Here is a 16,555-nt window from a genome sequence, read left to right as displayed (position 1 = left end):
ACTCTCTCGGAGGAACCCTGTGGCACAGGACGTGCTCACCGACCTGAACAAGGTCCGCAACATCGGCATCATGGCGCACATCGACGCCGGCAAGACCACGACCACCGAGCGCATCCTGTTCTACACGGGCATCACGCACAAGATCGGTGAAGTCCACGACGGCGCAGCCACCATGGACTGGATGGCGCAGGAGCAGGAGCGCGGCATCACGATCACGTCGGCCGCGACGACGTGCTTCTGGGACAACAACCAGATCAACATCATCGACACCCCGGGTCACGTGGACTTCACGGTCGAGGTGGAGCGTTCGCTCCGCGTCCTCGACGGTGCGGTCGCCGTCTTCGACGGCAAGGAGGGCGTCGAGCCCCAGTCCGAGACCGTGTGGCGTCAGGCGGACAAGTACAACGTCCCGCGCATCTGCTTCGTCAACAAGATGGACAAGCTCGGTGCGGACTTCTACTTCACCGTCGACACGATCATCAACCGCCTCGGTGCGGAGCCGCTCGTGCTCCAGCTCCCGATCGGTGCCGAGAACGACTTCGTCGGCGTCATCGACCTGATCGAGATGCACGCCAAGGTCTGGCCGGGCGATGCCAAGGGTGACGTCACCATGGGCGCCCAGTACGAGGTCCAGGAGATCCCCGCGGACCTCAAGGACCGTGCCGAGGAGTACCGCGCGAAGCTCGTCGAGCGTGTCGCGGAGACCGACGACGCACTGCTCGAGAAGTACTTCGGCGGCGAAGAGCTCTCCAAGGACGAGATCAAGGCCGCGATCCGCAAGCTGACGATCAACTCCGAGGTGTACCCGATCCTCTGCGGCTCGGCGTTCAAGAACCGTGGCGTGCAGCCGATGCTCGACGCGGTCATCGACTACCTGCCGTCGCCCCTCGACGTCCCGCCGATGATCGGCCACGACGTCAAGGACGAAGAGGTCGAGATCATCCGCAAGCCGGAGGCCTCCGAGCCCTTCTCCGCGCTCGCGTTCAAGGTCGCGGTGCACCCGTTCTTCGGTCGCCTCACCTACGTCCGCGTGTACTCCGGTCACATCGACTCCGGTGCCCAGGTCATCAACTCGACCAAGGGCAAGAAGGAGCGCATCGGCAAGATCTTCCAGATGCACTCCAACAAGGAGAACCCGGTCGACTCGGTCACCGCCGGTCACATCTACGCGGTCATCGGCCTCAAGGACACGACCACGGGAGACACCCTGTGCGACCCGTCGAACCAGGTCGTCCTCGAGTCGATGACGTTCCCGGAGCCGGTCATCGAGGTCGCGATCGAGCCGAACACCAAGGCCGACCAGGAGAAGCTCTCCACCGCGATCCAGAAGCTCGCCGAAGAGGACCCGACGTTCCGCGTCGAGCTCAACGCCGAGACCGGTCAGACGACGATCAAGGGCATGGGCGAGCTCCACCTCGACATCCTCGTCGACCGCATGAAGCGCGAGTTCAAGGTCGAGGCGAACGTCGGCAAGCCGCAGGTGGCCTACCGCGAGACCCTGACCAAGGTCGTCGAGCGCTACGACTACACCCACAAGAAGCAGACCGGTGGTTCCGGTCAGTTCGCGAAGGTGCAGATCGCGCTCGAGCCGATGCCCGTCACCGCCGAGAAGGTGTACGAGTTCGAGAACGCCGTCACCGGTGGTCGCGTTCCGCGCGAGTACATCCCGTCGGTCGACGCCGGTATCCAGGACGCGATGCAGGTGGGCGTGCTCGCCGGCTTCCCGACCGTGGGTGTCAAGGCGATCCTCAAGGACGGCGCGGCGCACGACGTCGACTCGTCCGAGATGGCGTTCAAGATCGCCGGTTCGATCGCGTACAAGGAAGCGGCCCGCAAGGCCGGTCCGGTGCTGCTCGAGCCGATCATGGCCGTCGAGGTCCGTACGCCCGAGGAGTACATGGGCGACGTCATCGGCGACCTGAACTCGCGTCGCGGTCAGATCTCCGAGATGACCGATGCGTCGGGCGTCAAGGTGGTCCGCGCGAGCGTCCCGCTGTCCGAGATGTTCGGGTACGTGGGCGACTTGCGCTCCAAGACCTCTGGTCGTGCTGTCTTCTCCATGGTGTTCGAGACCTACAACGAGGTCCCGCGCAACGTGGCGGACGAGATCATCCAGAAGAGCACCGGGGCCTGACGCTCCCGCGTCATCCCCAGGCGAGGGTGCCCGGCGACGGGCCCCTCGTCACCAAGTAAAGTAGAGACACACACACCGCGCGCCAACAGCGCAGGGCCGACCAAGGTCCTGCCGGGGGGCGACGCATCCGAGTCCTGAGGAGGACCCACAGTGGCCAAGGCCAAGTTCGAGCGGACCAAGCCGCACGTCAACATCGGAACCATCGGTCACGTCGACCACGGCAAGACCACGCTCACGGCGGCGATCACCAAGGTTCTGCACGACCAGTACCCGGACCTCAACGAGGCCCGTGACTTCGCGCAGATCGACAACGCTCCCGAAGAGCGCCAGCGCGGCATCACGATCAACATCTCGCACGTCGAGTACCAGACCGACAAGCGCCACTACGCGCACGTCGACGCTCCTGGTCACGCCGACTACGTGAAGAACATGATCACCGGTGCGGCCCAGATGGACGGCGCGATCCTCGTGGTCGCCGCCACCGACGGTCCGATGCCCCAGACGCGTGAGCACGTCCTGCTCGCCCGTCAGGTCGGCGTCCCCTACATCGTCGTCGCCCTCAACAAGGCCGACATGGTGGACGACGAGGAGATCCTGGAGCTCGTCGAGCTCGAGGTCCGCGAGCTCCTCGGCTCGCAGGAGTTCGACGAGGACGCCCCCGTCGTGCAGGTCTCGGCGCTCAAGGCGCTCGAGGGCGACGAGAAGTGGGTCAAGTCCGTCCAGGACCTGATGTCCGCCGTCGACGAGAACGTCCCGGACCCGGTGCGCGCCACCGACCAGCCGTTCCTCATGCCGATCGAGGACGTCTTCACGATCACCGGTCGTGGAACCGTCGTCACCGGCCGTGTCGAGCGCGGTGAGCTCGACATCAACTCCGAGGTCGAGATCGTCGGCATCAAGGCGACCCAGAAGACCACGGTCACGGGCATCGAGATGTTCCGCAAGCTGCTGGACAAGGCAGTCGCCGGTGACAACACCGGTCTGCTCATCCGTGGCCTCAAGCGCGAGGACGTCGAGCGCGGCCAGGTCGTCGTGAAGCCGGGTTCGGTCACGCCGCACACCGAGTTCACCGCGAACGCGTACATCCTGAACAAGGAAGAGGGCGGTCGTCACAACCCGTTCTACGCGAACTACCGTCCGCAGTTCTACTTCCGCACCACGGACGTCACCGGCGTCATCACGCTGCCCGAGGGCACCGAGATGGTCATGCCCGGTGACACCGTCGCCATGACCGTCGAGCTGATCCAGCCGATCGCCATGGAGGAGGGCCTCCGCTTCGCCATCCGTGAGGGTGGTCGTACGGTCGGCGCCGGTACGGTCGAGAAGATCATCAAGTAACTCCGGTTGCTCCACGAGAGCGGGGTCGGGCCTTCGGGTCCGGCCCCGCTCTTCGTGGTCTCCGCACCGGGCGAGGCGGCAGAGGGCGCCCGCGGGGTACGTTCCTGCAGCGTCCGGCAGCGCCGAGGGTGTTGCATCGGGTCGTGACACGTCTGCGCCGTTCCTCGACCAAGGGTCGCGGGTACCACCGCGTCCGCAGCGGCAAGGGCTTCTCCTACCGCGACCCGTACGGCACCACGGTCTCCGACCCGGAGGTGCGTCAGCGGCTCGAGGACCTCGTCATCCCGCCCGCGTGGGACGACGTCTGGATCTCGCCGTACGAGAACGGCCACATCCTGGCCACCGGCATCGACGGTGCCGGTCGCCGGCAGTACATGTACCACCCGTCGTGGCGCGACCGGATGGACAAGATCAAGTACGACCGGGCCCTCGCGCTGGCCGAGTCGCTCCCGGCCGCCCGGCGGATGGTGACCCAGGACCTGCGCCGACCGGACCCGGACCGCCGTCGCGCACTGGCCGCAGCCTTCCGGATGCTCGACCAGGGCTCGCTCCGCGTCGGGTCGGAGCGGTACGCCACGGAGCACGGCAGCCACGGCCTGTCGACACTCCTCTGCTCGCACGCCCACATCTCCGGGGACGACATCGAGCTCGGCTTCCCCGGCAAGAGCCACCAGGCGTGGTCCTCGACGATCCACGACGCCGACCTCGCCCGTGTCCTGGTGGGGATGAAACGGCGGGGGGGCGAACGCTCGGCTGCTCTCTTTCCGCGAGCGGCGGGGGGGACGAGTGGCAACCGGTGACCGCGGAAGACATCAACGCCTACGTGAAGGAGCGTGCCGGGGATGAGTTCACGGCGAAGGACTTCCGCACGTTGCACGGCACGGTCGCGGCCGCGGTCGACCTGGCCCAGACCGGTGTCCTGTCGAGCCAGGCGAAGCGCAAGAAGGCGATCTCGCACGCGGTGAAGGCCGCGAGCGAGGTCCTCGGCAACACGCCGACCGTCGCCCGCCAGAGCTACATCGACCCCCCGGTTGCTCGATGCGTACGAGCACGGCGAGACCATCGACCCGGCCCGGTTGCACGCCGCCGAGTCCGAGGTCCGGGCCCTGCTCTACCGGCAGTGACGTGATCGGTCGCCCGCGGTTCCCGGATGACGTAGCGTTGGTCGTCGTGCCCGCCCACCCCACGAGGCACGGAAGGACCCATCAGTCGTGACCGACGAGTGCATCCACGGTTTCCCCATCGAGCTCTGCGACATCTGCTCCCCACGGCAGCGTGACCCGGAGACCATCACCAAGACCCCGACGCCACGACGCACGCGTGTGACGACGTCGTTGCGGTCCGCCCCGACGAACGCCAACGGGAAGGCCGTCGAGCCGACGTTGCCCGCCACCCGCGACTTCGCGGCGCTGCGTGCGCACCACGTCACGCACGTCGACAACCTCGCCTCGATCCTCGCCGAGGGCGCGATCCTCGCCGCCGACCGCGCGACGCCCTCCGTCGACGTCAGCTCCGCCGCCACCCGGGAGGCCCGTGGCGCGGCGCTCGCACCCGACGGTTCCAGCGTGGCCGGGCACGTGCCCTTCACGCTCTCGCCGGACGCGCGCCGGTGGGACGAACTCCGCTCCGGCGCGGAGGAGGACCGCTGGTCGGACGCGGCCAGGCGCACGCGTGCGACGGAGTTCGTCGTCCTCGTCGTCCCGACCACCGCGTTCGGTGCGTCGGTGATCCTGGCGGACACGGACGCCGAGGACCCGGACGTCCGCTTCGCCGTCGGCCCGGAGGCGGCCACGAACCTCCTCCGTCGCACCGACATCACGGACCCGTCCATGCACGGGGTCGAGCTGCTCGCCGGCCCGCAGGTGCCGCTGTCGTCGGTCGCGCTCGTGGGCGTGCCGAACGACCGCGTCCGGCAGCAGGTGAAGGCCGTCTTCGCCGAGCAGGGCGGACCGTCGCCCCGTGTCGCGGTGTTCCCGCCGTGGTTCGTGCCGCCGCTCCCCCGAGGACTGACGCCGCTCGCGACGCTCATGCCACGCAGGACGCCCCGGTTCCCCGAGTGGGAGCCGGGGCGTCCTGCGTGCCGTCGGGTCAGGGACGTCGACGGGAGCGGGCGTAGAGCACGATGCCGGCGACGACGGAGACGTTGAGCGACTCCACCCGGCTGTCGATCGGCACCGACACCGTCTGCGTCGCGAGGTCCTGCAGGACGTCCGACGCCCCGGTCTTCTCGGCGCCGAGCAGCAGGGCGACGTCCTCCTCGAGGTCCCCGAGCGACTCGGGGGGAGAGGGAGCCGTCCATGTCGACGTCGACCACGCGGAGCCCGGACTCGCCGAGCCACCGGGCGACGCGCTCGCGGGTCTCGAGCAGGACCGGCACCGAGAACACGTGGCCGCGGCTGGCGCGCACGACACGACGGTCGGCGATCGTGGGGAGGTCGCTGTCGACGAGCACGACGCCCCGTGCACCGAGGCCGACGGCCGTGCGCACGATGGCACCGATGTTGCCGACGATCTTCACGCCGTCCAGGACGAGCACGTCCCCGGTGCCCTCGGCGAGGGCGGAGAAGCGGGCCGGTGCCGGGACGTTCGCGACGCCGAAGACCTTCGGACGCTTCTCGGAGCGGAACACCTTGGTCAGGACGGCCGGGTCGACGAGCCGTACCGGCACCCCGTGCTCGGTGCAGAGGGCGGCGAGGTCGGCGGGGAACTCCCGGATCGAGTCGCCGTACACCTCGACGAAGCGGACGCCGGCGCGGAGGGCCTGCACGAGGGGCTCGAGGTCCTCGACGATCGCGGTGCGGACGGCGCCGCGCGCCGGCTTCGCGAGGTCGGCGAGACGCTGCACCGCGGGGTCGGACTGGTCGGTGAGCACTTCGGGTTCCGGCATGCGCGAAGGCTAGCAGCGGCGCGGGACGCCGCCCCGGGAGCGGCCGCCGACCGACCGTCCGGCGTGCGTCGACCCGACCGCTGCGGGCGGGCCTCCAGGCGGTGGGTCGGGACGCTGAGGAGCCCGGTACGACGGACCCGGGAGGCCCGGAGGGCCGTGTCCGACACGCCGGTACGATCGCGACACGCCCGGGTTGCACCGACGCGGGGCCTATGGGAGACTTGTCCGGTTCCGAAATTCCGCGGGCGTTCGCGCCCGCAGGGTCACTGCTCTGGCAGTGCACAACCCCCCTTGTGAAGCAGGGCTGGGTTGGGCCGCAGGCAGCAGAACACGATCGTCATCCTCGAGCACCACGGCGCAGCAGTGCCGGGTGCGGGTGACGACATGTCCGCGCGGGTGGCCCAGGCCCTCGCGCGGTTGACAGGAGAACAGCGGTCATCCCCTCCGGGCGGAGCCGGTGGTTCACGTAAACAGCCGGGCACGCGACAGCGGAGTCCCGGCGGCGTCAGGCGGCCTGCGGGTGCGCGGCGCAGAGAGGACAGGAAAACACATGGCGGGACAGAAGATCCGCATCCGGCTCAAGTCGTACGACCACGAGGTCATCGACACGTCGGCCCGGAAGATCGTCGACACGGTGACCCGTGCCGGTGCGACCGTGGTCGGCCCGGTGCCGCTCCCCACCGAGAAGAACGTGATCCCCGTGATCCGTTCTCCCCACAAGTACAAGGACTCGCGCGAGCACTTCGAGAAGCGCACGCACAAGCGGGTCATCGACATCGTCGACCCGACGCCGAAGGCCGTCGACTCGCTCATGCGACTCGACCTCCCGGCGGACGTCAACATCGAGATCAAGCTGTAAGGGGGGCTGGAACTCATGGCGAACTCAACCAAGACCGTCAAGGGCCTCCTCGGCAAGAAGCTCGGGATGACCCAGGTGTGGGACGAGAACAACAAGTTCATCCCCGTCACCGTGATCGAGGTCGGCCCGAACGTGGTCACCCAGATCCGCAACGTCGAGCGCGACGGCTACGAGGCGATCCAGATCGCCGCGGGCCAGATCGACCCCCCGCAAGGTGAACAAGCCGGCCGCCGGCCACTTCGAGGCCGCCGGGGTCACCCCGCGCCGCACCCTCACCGAGATCCGGACGAACGACTCCGCCGAGTACTCGCTCGGCCAGGAGCTCACGGTCGACCTGTTCGAAGCGGGCCAGAAGGTCGACGTCGTCGGCACCAGCAAGGGCAAGGGCTTCGCCGGTGTCATGAAGCGTCACAACTTCGCCGGTGTCTCCGCCTCGCACGGTTCGCACCGCAACCACCGCAAGCCCGGTTCGATCGGCGCCTCCTCGACCCCGTCGCGTGTCTTCAAGGGCATGCGCATGGCCGGTCGGATGGGTGGCGACCGCGTGACCGTCCTCAACCTCACGGTCCACGCCGTCGACGCCGAGAAGGGTCTGCTGCTCGTCAAGGGCGCCGTCCCCGGTGCTCGTGGCCGTTCCGTCTTCGTCCGCACCGCCGTGAAGGGTAAGTGATCATGGCCACCACGACCGCAACCACGATCGACGTCCTCGACGTCACGGGTGAGAAGTCCGGCACCGTCGAGCTCCCCCGCAGCGATCTTCGACGTCGAGACCAACGTCCCGCTGATCCACCAGGTGGTCACCGCGCAGCTCGCCGCCGCGCGCCAGGGCACCCACAAGACCAAGAACCGTGGCGAAGTCCGCGGTGCCGGTCGCAAGCCGTTCAAGCAGAAGGGCACCGGCCGCTCCCGTCAGGGTTCGGTCCGCGCTCCGGAGCACACCGGCGGTGGCGTCGTCCACGGACCGACCCCCCCGCGACTACTCGCAGCGCACCCCGAAGAAGATGATCGCCGCAGCCCTGCTCGGCTCGCTCTCGGACCGCGCCCGCGGTGGCCGCATCTCCGCTGTGGAGGGCTTCATCGCGGCCGAGACGCCGTCGACGAAGGTCGCCCGCACGCTGCTCGAGAAGGTCGCGCCCGTCAAGAACGTGCTCGTCGTGCTCGAGTCGGGCGACGAGCTCACGCTCAAGTCGATCCGCAACCTGCCGAACGTCCACGCGCTCTCGTACGGCCAGCTCAACGCCTACGACGTGCTCAAGGCCGACGCGCTCGTCTTCAGCAAGAGCGCACTCGACGCCTTCATCGCGTCGAAGACCGCGAAGGAGATCACCGCATGAGCGGCTTCAACAAGGACCCGCGCGACATCATCATCTCGCCGGTCGTGTCGGAGAAGAGCTACGGCCTCATCGACCAGGGCAAGTACACGTTCCTCGTGGACCCCCCGTGCGAACAAGACCGAGATCAAGCTCGCGATCGAGAAGATCTTCGACGTCAAGGTCGCCGGCATCAACACGCTGAACCGTCCGGGCAAGACCCGCCGGACCAAGTTCGGGATCGGCAAGCGCAAGGACACCAAGCGCGCCATCGTGACGCTCAAGTCCGGTTCGATCGACATCTTCACGGCTGTCGGCTGAGGACCAGAGGGATAAATCATGGCTATTCGTAACTACAAGCCCACGACTCCCGGTCGTCGCGGCTCCTCGGTCGCCGACTTCGCCGAGATCACCCGTTCGACCCCGGAGAAGTCCCTGCTCCGTCCGCTGCCGAAGACCGGTGGCCGGAACAGCTCGGGTCGCATCACGACGCGTCACATCGGTGGTGGCCACAAGCGCCAGTACCGCGTGATCGACTTCCGTCGTGCCGACAAGGACGGCGTCGACGCGAAGGTCGCGCACATCGAGTACGACCCGAACCGCACGGCGCGCATCGCGCTCCTGCACTTCGTGGACGGCACCAAGCGCTACATCATCGCTCCGAACAAGCTCAAGCAGGGCGACGTCGTCGAGACGGGCCCCGGCGCTGACATCAAGCCGGGCAACAACCTGCCGCTGCGCAACATCCCCGTCGGTACCGTGATCCACGCGATCGAGCTCCGTCCCGGTGGCGGCGCGAAGATGGCCCGATCCGCCGGTGCCTCGGTGCGTCTCGTCGCCAAGGACGGCCCCTACGCGCAGCTCCGTCTGCCGTCGGGCGAGGTCCGCAACGTCGACGCGCGCTGCCGCGCCACCATCGGCGAGGTCGGCAACGCCGAGCAGTCGAACATCAACTGGGGCAAGGCCGGCCGCATGCGCTGGAAGGGCGTCCGCCCGACCGTGCGTGGTGTCGCGATGAACCCGGTCGACCACCCGCACGGTGGTGGTGAGGGCAAGACGTCCGGTGGTCGTCACCCGGTCAGCCCCTGGGGCCAGGCCGAGGGTCGCACGCGCAAGCCCAACAAGCCGAGCGACAAGCTCATCGTCCGTCGCCGTAACGCCGGCAAGAAGCGCAAGTAGGAGTTCCGAAGATGCCACGCAGTCTGAAGAAGGGCCCCTTCGTCGACGAGCACCTGCTCCGCAAGGTCGTCACGCAGAACGAGGCCAACACCAAGAACGTGATCCGTACCTGGTCGCGTCGGTCGATGATCGTCCCGAACATGCTCGGTCACACCATCGCGGTGCACGACGGCCGCAAGCACATCCCGGTGTTCGTCACCGAGTCGATGGTCGGTCACAAGCTCGGCGAGTTCGCGCCGACCCGCACCTTCCGCGGCCACGTGAAGGACGACAAGAAGGGCCGTCGCCGCTGAGGCGGCGACGAAAGAGGAGGAACGAAATGGTGGAGTCGATCGCACGCGTGCGACACATCCGCGTCACGCCTCAGAAGGCCCGTCGCGTCATCCAGCTGATCCGCGGCAAGCAGGCCCACGAGGCGCTCGCCATCCTGAAGTTCGCCCCCCCCAGGGCGCTTCGGAGCCCGTGTACAAGCTGGTCGCCTCGGCGATCGCCAACGCACGTGTCAAGGCGGACTCGACGAACAGCTTCCTCGACGAGCGCGACCTCTACGTGAGCAGCGTCTACGTCGACGAGGGCACGACCCTGAAGCGGTTCCAGCCGCGCGCCCAGGGCCGCGCCTTCCGCATCAACAAGCGCACCAGCCACATCACGGTCGTCCTCGCGACGCCGGATGAGGCCGAGGCCGCCGCGACGAGCAAGAAGGCGAGCAAGTAATGGGCCAGAAGGTCAACCCGTACGGCTTCCGTCTCGGGATCACGACGGACCACATCTCCCACTGGTTCGCCGACAGCACGAAGAAGGGTCAGCGTTACGCCGACTTCGTGGCCGAGGACGTCAAGATCCGTCAGTTCCTGACGAAGACCCTCGACCGCGCGGGCGTCGCCCGCATCGAGCTGGAGCGCACCCGTGACCGCGTCCGCGTGGACATCCACACGGCGCGCCCGGGCATCGTCATCGGTCGCCGCGGCGCCGAGGCGGAGCGCATCCGGAGCGAGCTCGAGAAGCTCACCAAGAAGCAGATCCAGCTCAACATCCTCGAGGTCAAGAACCCCGAGACCGAGGCCCAGCTCGTCGCGCAGGGCATCGCCGAGCAGCTCTCCGCTCGTGTCGCGTTCCGTCGCGCCATGCGCAAGGGCCTGCAGGGTGCACAGCGCGCCGGCGCCAAGGGTGTCCGCATCCAGGTGTCGGGCCGCCTCGGCGGCGCGGAGATGTCGCGTTCGGAGTTCTACCGCGAAGGCCGTGTGCCCCTGCACACCCTCCGCGCGAACATCGACTACGGCTTCTACGAGGCCCGGACCACGTTCGGCCGCATCGGCGTGAAGGTCTGGATCTACAAGGGCGACATCACGAACAAGGAGCTCGCTCGCGAGCAGGCGAACCAGCGTTCGTCCCGCCCCGAGCGTCGTGGCGGCGACCGTCGTGGCGGCGGCCCCCCGTGGCGACCGCAACGAGCGCGGTGGCGACCGTCGCGAGCAGCAGGCCCCGCAGGACGCGCCGGCCGGCGCAGGAGTTGAGGCGTAACCATGCTTATCCCCCCGTCGAGTCAAGCACCGCAAGCAGCACCACCCGAAGCGTTCGGGCCAGGCGACCGGTGGCACCAAGGTCTCCTTCGGTGACTACGGTATCCAGGCGCTCACCCCGGCCTACGTGACCAACCGTCAGATCGAGTCCGCTCGTATCGCGATGACGCGTCACATCAAGCGTGGCGGCAAGGTGTGGATCAACATCTACCCGGACCGTCCGCTCACCAAGAAGCCGGCTGAGACCCGAATGGGTTCCGGTAAGGGTTCCCCCCGAGTGGTGGATCGCGAACGTCAAGCCGGGTCGTGTGCTCTTCGAGCTCTCCGGCGTGAGCGACGAGATCGCCCGCGAGGCACTGACCCGTGCAATCCACAAGCTGCCCCTCAAGGCACGCATCATCAAGCGCGAGGAGGGCGACGCATAATGGCGATCGGTTCCAAGGAGCTCCGTCCCACTGAGCTCGACACCTTCGAGAACGAGCGTCTCGCTGACGAGCTGAAGAAGGCCAAGGAGGAGCTGTTCAACCTCCGCTTCCAGTCGGCCACCGGCCAGCTGGAGAGCCACGGCCGTCTCCGTGCCGTCAAGCGCGACATCGCGCGCATCTACACCGTGCTCCGCGAGCGCGAGCTCGGCATCCGTGCCACGCCCGCCCCCGTCGAGACCGCCCCGAAGGCCAAGAAGTCGTCGAAGAAGGCCGAGAAGCCGGCTGAGTCGACCGAGGCCGAGACCGCCGAGGAGAACTGATGGCGACCGAAGAGAAGGACTCCGCAGCCCTCACCCGCGGCTACCGGAAGACCCGTCGCGGCTACGTGACGAGCGACAAGATGGACAAGACGATCGTCGTCGAGGTCGAGGACCGCGTGAAGCACCCCCCTCTACGGCAAGGTCATCCGTCGCACGTCGAAGGTCAAGGCCCACGACGAGCTCGGGACCGCCGGCATCGGCGACCTGGTCGTCATCAGCGAGACCCGTCCCCTCAGCGCCACCAAGCGCTGGCGCCTGGTCGAGATCCTCGAGAAGGCCAAGTAGGCCTCGGCCCGCTTCGGAATAGGAGACAGCAGTGATTCAGCAGGAATCCCGCCTGAAGGTCGCCGACAACACGGGTGCCAAGGAGATCTTGACCATCCGCGTGCTCGGTGGCTCGGGTCGTCGCTACGCCGGCCTCGGTGACGTCATCGTCGCCACGGTGAAGGACGCCATCCCCGGCGGCAACGTGAAGAAGGGTGACGTCGTCAAGGCGGTCATCGTTCGCACCAAGAAGGAGACCCGTCGTCCCGACGGCTCCTACATCAAGTTCGACGAGAACGCGGCAGTGATCCTCAAGGCTGACGGCGACCCGCGCGGTACCCGCATCTTCGGGCCGATCGGTCGCGAGCTCCGTGACAAGAAGTTCATGAAGATCATCTCGCTCGCGCCGGAGGTGCTGTAAGCCATGGCGAACATCAAGAAGGGTGACCTGGTCCAGGTCATCACGGGCGCCACGCAGGAGCGTGGCGGCGACCGCGGCAAGCAGGGCAAGGTCATCGAGGTCCGCGGCGACCGTCTGGTCGTCGAGGGCATCAACTTCGTGACCAAGCACGTCCGCGTCGGTCAGACCCAGCGCGGTTCGAAGACCGGTGGCATCGAGCAGCACGAAGCCCCGATCCACGTGTCGAACGTCGCGATCGTCGACCCGAAGACCAAGAAGCCGACCCGCGTCGGTTTCCGCAACGAACAGGTGGAGAAGGACGGCGTCACCAAGACCGTCCGCGTCCGCTACGCCAAGAAGTCTGGTGAGAAGCTCTGATGACCGACACGACTGCCGCGACTGCTGAGAAAGTTCAGCCGCGCCTCAAGCAGAAGTACCGCAACGAGATCAAGGCGGCGCTGACCGAGCAGTTCGGTTACGCGAACGTCAACCAGGTCCCCGGCCTGGTCAAGGTCGTCGTCAACACCGGCGTCGGCGAGGCCGCGCGCGACTCGAAGATCATCGAGGGGGGGCCATCAAGGACCTCACGGCGATCACGGGTCAGAAGCCACAGGTCACGCTGGCCCGCAAGTCCATCGCGCAGTTCAAGCTGCGTGAGGGCCAGGCCATCGGCGCGCACGTCACCCTCCGCGGTGACCGCGCGTGGGAGTTCCTCGACCGCCTGCTGTCGCTGGCGCTCCCGCGCATCCGCGACTTCCGCGGCCTGAGCGACCGCCAGTTCGACGGCAACGGCAACTACACCTTCGGTCTCTCGGAGCAGAGCGTGTTCCACGAGATCGACCAGGACCGCATCGACCGCGTGCGTGGGTTCGACATCACCGTCGTGACCACCGCGAAGACGGACGACGAAGGCCGCGCGCTGCTCCGCCAGCTCGGCTTCCCGTTCCGTTCTGCCGAGCAGACGGTCTAAGCTACTCCGGGCGGTGCGGGCCGGAGGAGTTTCTCCTCCGGCCCGCTCGCACGAAGTCACACCGATCCCGGGGAACCGCCCTGGGATCACATCGATCGTCGAGGTCGGCACTCGTGGAACGGGTGTCGAAACCGGACGAAGGACGGAAACGCATCATGACGATGACCGATCCGGTCGCAGACATGCTGACCAGATTGCGGAACGCGAACTCGGCGCACCACGACGCCGTCTCGCTTCCGAGCTCCAAGCTCAAGCAGACCATCGCTGACATCCTCAAGCGCGAGGGTTACATCAGCGAGTGGAAGGTCGAGGACGCCCGCGTCGGGCAGACCCTGACCATCGACCTCAAGTACGGCCCCGATCGCGAGCGTTCGATCGCCGGCATCAAGCGCGTCTCGAAGCCGGGCCTCCGCGTCTACGCGAAGTCGACCGAGATCCCCCCGGGTCCTCGGTGGCCTCGGCGTGGCGATCCTGTCGACCTCCTCGGGGCTCCTGACCGACCGCGAAGCCGAGCAGAAGGGCGTGGGTGGGGAAGTCCTCGCCTACGTTTGGTGATCGATCATGTCTCGTATCGGACGTCTCCCCATCGACATCCCGGCCGGAGCGACCGTCTCGGTCGACGGCCAGAACGTCGCCGTCAAGGGCCCGAAGGGCGAGCTTTCGCTCGTCATCGCTGAGCCCATCCAGGCGAAGGTCGAGGACAACCAGGTCCTCGTCAGCCGCCCGGACGACGAGCGTTCCTCCCGCGCGCTGCACGGCCTGACCCGCTCGCTCATCGCGAACCAGATCATCGGCGTCACCCAGGGCTACTCCAAGGGCCTCGAGGTCGTCGGGACCGGTTACCGCGTGGCCGCCAAGGGCAGCGACCTCGAGTTCGCGCTCGGGTACTCCCACCCCATCACGGTCAACCCGCCGGCCGGCATCAGCTTCGCCGTCGAGGGCAACAACAAGGTCACCGTGAACGGCATCGACAAGCAGCTCGTCGGTGAGGTCGCGGCCAACATCCGCAAGCTGCGCAAGCCCGAGCCCTACAAGGGCAAGGGTGTCCGCTACGCCGGCGAGATCGTGCGCCGCAAGGCCGGAAAGTCAGGTAAGTGATCATGGCCATCGGAACTCGTACTCGAGGCAAGAGCAAGGCGGCTGCCAAGGCGCGTCGCCACAACCGTCTCCGGAAGAAGATCACCGGGACCGAGACCCGTCCCCGTCTCGCCGTCACCCGTTCGTCACGTCACGTGTTCGTCCAGGTCATCGACGACGCCAAGGGTCACACCCTCGCCAGCGCATCGACGATGGAGGCCGACCTCCGCTCGTTCGACGGCGACAAGACCGCCAAGGCCCGTCGCGTCGGCGAGCTCGTCGCCGAGCGCGCGAAGTCGGCTGGCGTCGAGGCCGTGGTCTTCGACCGCGGCGGTAGCAAGTACGCCGGTCGCGTCGCCGCGATCGCCGATGGTGCCCGTGAAGGAGGGCTGAACCTGTGAGCGACATCGCGAACACCAACGACGACGCCGAGGCCACGACCGAGGTCGAGACGACCGACGCCGAGACCACCGCGACCGAGGCGAAGGCCCCCGCGGCCAAGGAGCCCGACGTCCCGGTCGTCGAGCGTCCCGTCGAGACCGCTGCGGGTTCGGCATCGAACAACCGCGACTCCGTCGACAACCGTGGCCGTCGTGGTGGCGGCAGCGGTGGCGGGCGTGACCGTCAGCAGGGTGGCCGTGGCGGCAACGACCGCAACGGTCGCGGCGGCGACAGCCAGTTCCTCGAGCGCGTCGTCACCATCAACCGCGTCTCCAAGGTCGTCAAGGGTGGTCGTCGCTTCAGCTTCACCGCGCTCGTCGTCGTCGGTGACGGCAACGGTCTGGTGGGCGTCGGCTACGGCAAGGCCCGCGAGGTCCCGACCGCCATCTCGAAGGGCGTCGAGGAGGCGAAGAAGAACTTCTTCCGCGTCCCCCCGCGTCGGCAACACGATCCCGCACCCGGTGCAGGGTGAGGCCGCCGCTGGCGTCGTCCTCCTGCGTCCGGCCGCTGCCGGTACCGGTGTCATCGCCGGTGGTCCGGTCCGCGCCGTGCTCGAGTGCGCCGGCATCCACGACGTCCTGAGCAAGTCGCTCGGTTCGTCGAACACCATCAACATCGTGCACGCGACCGTGACGGCGCTCAAGCAGCTCGAAGAGCCGCGTGCCGTCGCCAGCCGTCGTGGTCTGCCCGTCGACCACGTCGTCCCGGCCCGTCTGCTGCACGCCGAGGCGGCCGCTCGTACGGCTGCGAACGAGAAGGCAGGTGCGTGATGGCGATGCTGAAGATCACGCAGACGAAGTCCGTCATCAGCGAGAAGCAGTACCAGCGCGACACGCTCCGCAGCCTGGGTCTCAAGCGCATCGGCCGTACGGTCCTGCGTGAGGACAACTCCCAGAACCGCGGGTACATCGCGACGGTTGCGCACCTCGTGAAGGTCGAGGAGGTCGACGCATGAGCGACGAGAAGAACGAGCGCGTCCAGATCCTGAAGGTTCACCACCTTCGTCCGGCAGCGGGGTCCAAGAAGGACCGCACCCGCGTCGGCCGTGGTGAGGGCTCGAAGGGCAAGACCGCCGGCCGTGGCACCAAGGGCCAGAAGGCCCGGTACCAGGTCAAGGTCGGCTTCGAGGGTGGGCAGATGCCGCTGCACATGCGCACCCCGAAGCTCCGCGGGTTCAAGAACCCGTTCCGCGTCGAGTACCAGCCCGTGAACCTGGACAAGATCGCGGAGCTCTACCCGAACGGTGGCGACGTCACCGTCGCGGACCTGGTCGCCAAGGGCGCCGTCCGCAAGAACGAGAAGGTCAAGGTTCTCGGTCAGGGTGACATCAGCGTGGCGATCACCGTCACGGTCGACAAGGTCTCGGCATCCGCCGAGGAGAAGATCGTGGCGGCGGGCGGCACCGTCACCAAGTAGTCCCCGTCGGCGGCG

General features: G+C 67.6%; 16 protein-coding genes and 10 pseudogenes. 25 read left to right on the top strand and 1 reads right to left on the bottom strand.

Going from position 1 to position 16,555, the window contains the following annotated elements:
- Positions 1–19: 19 nt before the first annotated feature.
- From fusA to DEJ15_RS17215, 5 genes are all read left to right on the top strand, one after another.
- Positions 20–2,134 carry an elongation factor G gene (fusA, locus tag DEJ15_RS00745; protein ID WP_110824253.1) on the top strand — a complete coding sequence of 705 codons (2,115 nt, stop codon included), beginning with the start codon at positions 20–22 and terminating at the stop codon, positions 2,132–2,134.
- A 150-nt stretch (positions 2,135–2,284) separates the two neighbouring features.
- Entirely contained in the window at positions 2,285–3,472 is a 1,188-nt protein-coding gene (gene tuf, locus DEJ15_RS00740; protein ID WP_110824252.1) for an elongation factor Tu, read from the top strand.
- A 143-nt stretch (positions 3,473–3,615) separates the two neighbouring features.
- Complete coding sequence (locus DEJ15_RS00735; RefSeq protein ID WP_284175391.1) at positions 3,616–4,272, top strand: DNA topoisomerase IB-related protein; 657 nt, start codon at positions 3,616–3,618, stop codon at positions 4,270–4,272.
- The gene (locus DEJ15_RS00730) at positions 4,269–4,601 is read left to right on the top strand and encodes a site-specific integrase (RefSeq protein WP_284175389.1); all 333 of its coding nucleotides are present in this window, start codon (positions 4,269–4,271) and stop codon (positions 4,599–4,601) included. The genes DEJ15_RS00735 and DEJ15_RS00730 overlap by 4 nt, the downstream gene beginning before the upstream one ends.
- An 82-nt stretch (positions 4,602–4,683) precedes the next feature.
- On the top strand, positions 4,684–5,619 hold the full coding sequence (locus DEJ15_RS17215; protein WP_349814767.1) for a DarT ssDNA thymidine ADP-ribosyltransferase family protein: 936 nt from the start codon (positions 4,684–4,686) through the stop codon (positions 5,617–5,619).
- Positions 5,620–5,774: 155 nt separating this feature from the next.
- Here the strand turns inward: DEJ15_RS17215 and DEJ15_RS17205 are convergent.
- Positions 5,775–6,359 (bottom strand): annotated as a pseudogene (locus DEJ15_RS17205) (TrmH family RNA methyltransferase); the annotation flags it as partial.
- Positions 6,360–6,909: 550 nt separating this feature from the next.
- On the opposite strand from DEJ15_RS17205, the gene rpsJ reads away from it, so the two are divergent.
- The 20 genes and pseudogenes from rpsJ to rplO all read left to right on the top strand — a co-directional run bounded on the left by rpsJ (position 6,910) and on the right by rplO (position 16,540).
- Positions 6,910–7,218, top strand: coding sequence for a 30S ribosomal protein S10 (gene rpsJ / locus DEJ15_RS00720; protein ID WP_110824248.1), 309 nt, complete (start codon positions 6,910–6,912; stop codon positions 7,216–7,218).
- A 15-nt stretch (positions 7,219–7,233) separates the two neighbouring features.
- Positions 7,234–7,888 (top strand): annotated as a pseudogene (gene rplC, locus DEJ15_RS00715) (50S ribosomal protein L3).
- A gap of 2 nt (positions 7,889–7,890) precedes the next feature.
- Positions 7,891–8,552, top strand: a pseudogene (gene rplD / locus DEJ15_RS00710) (50S ribosomal protein L4).
- A pseudogene (rplW, locus tag DEJ15_RS00705) lies at positions 8,549–8,849 on the top strand (50S ribosomal protein L23). Before rplD ends, rplW begins: the two co-directional pseudogenes overlap by 4 nt.
- 18 nt (positions 8,850–8,867) lie before the next feature.
- Positions 8,868–9,707, top strand: coding sequence for a 50S ribosomal protein L2 (gene rplB / locus DEJ15_RS00700; RefSeq protein WP_110824244.1), 840 nt, complete (start codon positions 8,868–8,870; stop codon positions 9,705–9,707).
- A gap of 11 nt (positions 9,708–9,718) precedes the next feature.
- Positions 9,719–10,000: a 30S ribosomal protein S19 gene (gene rpsS, locus DEJ15_RS00695; RefSeq protein WP_017885529.1), complete on the top strand. Its 282-nt coding sequence runs from the start codon at positions 9,719–9,721 to the stop codon at positions 9,998–10,000.
- A gap of 26 nt (positions 10,001–10,026) precedes the next feature.
- Positions 10,027–10,421: pseudogene (rplV, locus tag DEJ15_RS00690) on the top strand (50S ribosomal protein L22).
- Positions 10,421–11,221 (top strand): 30S ribosomal protein S3, encoded by an 801-nt coding sequence (gene rpsC, locus DEJ15_RS00685; protein ID WP_284175385.1) that lies wholly within the window; start codon positions 10,421–10,423, stop codon positions 11,219–11,221. The pseudogene rplV and the gene rpsC overlap by 1 nt, the downstream one beginning before the upstream one ends.
- 13 nt (positions 11,222–11,234) lie before the next feature.
- Positions 11,235–11,652 (top strand): annotated as a pseudogene (gene rplP / locus DEJ15_RS00680) (50S ribosomal protein L16); the annotation flags it as partial.
- Positions 11,652–11,972, top strand: coding sequence for a 50S ribosomal protein L29 (rpmC, locus tag DEJ15_RS00675; RefSeq protein ID WP_110824240.1), 321 nt, complete (start codon positions 11,652–11,654; stop codon positions 11,970–11,972). The pseudogene rplP and the gene rpmC, both read left to right, overlap by 1 nt.
- Positions 11,972–12,257: pseudogene (gene rpsQ, locus DEJ15_RS00670) on the top strand (30S ribosomal protein S17). The gene rpmC and the pseudogene rpsQ overlap by 1 nt, the downstream one beginning before the upstream one ends.
- A 31-nt stretch (positions 12,258–12,288) precedes the next feature.
- The gene (gene rplN, locus DEJ15_RS00665; protein ID WP_110824238.1) at positions 12,289–12,657 is read left to right on the top strand and encodes a 50S ribosomal protein L14; all 369 of its coding nucleotides are present in this window, start codon (positions 12,289–12,291) and stop codon (positions 12,655–12,657) included.
- A gap of 3 nt (positions 12,658–12,660) precedes the next feature.
- Positions 12,661–13,014, top strand: a complete 354-nt coding sequence (gene rplX / locus DEJ15_RS00660) for a 50S ribosomal protein L24 (protein ID WP_110824237.1) — start codon at positions 12,661–12,663, stop codon at positions 13,012–13,014.
- Positions 13,014–13,606, top strand: a pseudogene (gene rplE / locus DEJ15_RS00655) (50S ribosomal protein L5). The gene rplX and the pseudogene rplE overlap by 1 nt, the downstream one beginning before the upstream one ends.
- 155 nt (positions 13,607–13,761) lie before the next feature.
- A pseudogene (gene rpsH, locus DEJ15_RS00650) lies at positions 13,762–14,161 on the top strand (30S ribosomal protein S8).
- Between the two features lie 6 nt (positions 14,162–14,167).
- Positions 14,168–14,704, top strand: coding sequence for a 50S ribosomal protein L6 (rplF, locus tag DEJ15_RS00645; RefSeq protein ID WP_110824234.1), 537 nt, complete (start codon positions 14,168–14,170; stop codon positions 14,702–14,704).
- Between the two features lie 2 nt (positions 14,705–14,706).
- Complete coding sequence (gene rplR / locus DEJ15_RS00640; RefSeq protein ID WP_110824233.1) at positions 14,707–15,084, top strand: 50S ribosomal protein L18; 378 nt, start codon at positions 14,707–14,709, stop codon at positions 15,082–15,084.
- Positions 15,081–15,894, top strand: a pseudogene (rpsE, locus tag DEJ15_RS00635) (30S ribosomal protein S5). Before rplR ends, rpsE begins: the two are co-directional and overlap by 4 nt.
- Complete coding sequence (rpmD, locus tag DEJ15_RS00630; RefSeq protein ID WP_082517835.1) at positions 15,894–16,079, top strand: 50S ribosomal protein L30; 186 nt, start codon at positions 15,894–15,896, stop codon at positions 16,077–16,079. The pseudogene rpsE and the gene rpmD overlap by 1 nt, the downstream one beginning before the upstream one ends.
- The gene (gene rplO / locus DEJ15_RS00625) at positions 16,076–16,540 is read left to right on the top strand and encodes a 50S ribosomal protein L15 (RefSeq protein WP_110824232.1); all 465 of its coding nucleotides are present in this window, start codon (positions 16,076–16,078) and stop codon (positions 16,538–16,540) included. The genes rpmD and rplO overlap by 4 nt, the downstream gene beginning before the upstream one ends.
- Positions 16,541–16,555: the final 15 nt, after the last annotated feature.

Origin of the sequence: Curtobacterium sp. MCJR17_043, from assembly GCF_003224315.2 — a bacterium.
In the GTDB taxonomy this organism is placed as follows: Bacteria; Actinomycetota; Actinomycetes; order Actinomycetales; family Microbacteriaceae; genus Curtobacterium.
This window is presented reverse-complemented; position numbering and strand designations above follow the sequence as displayed.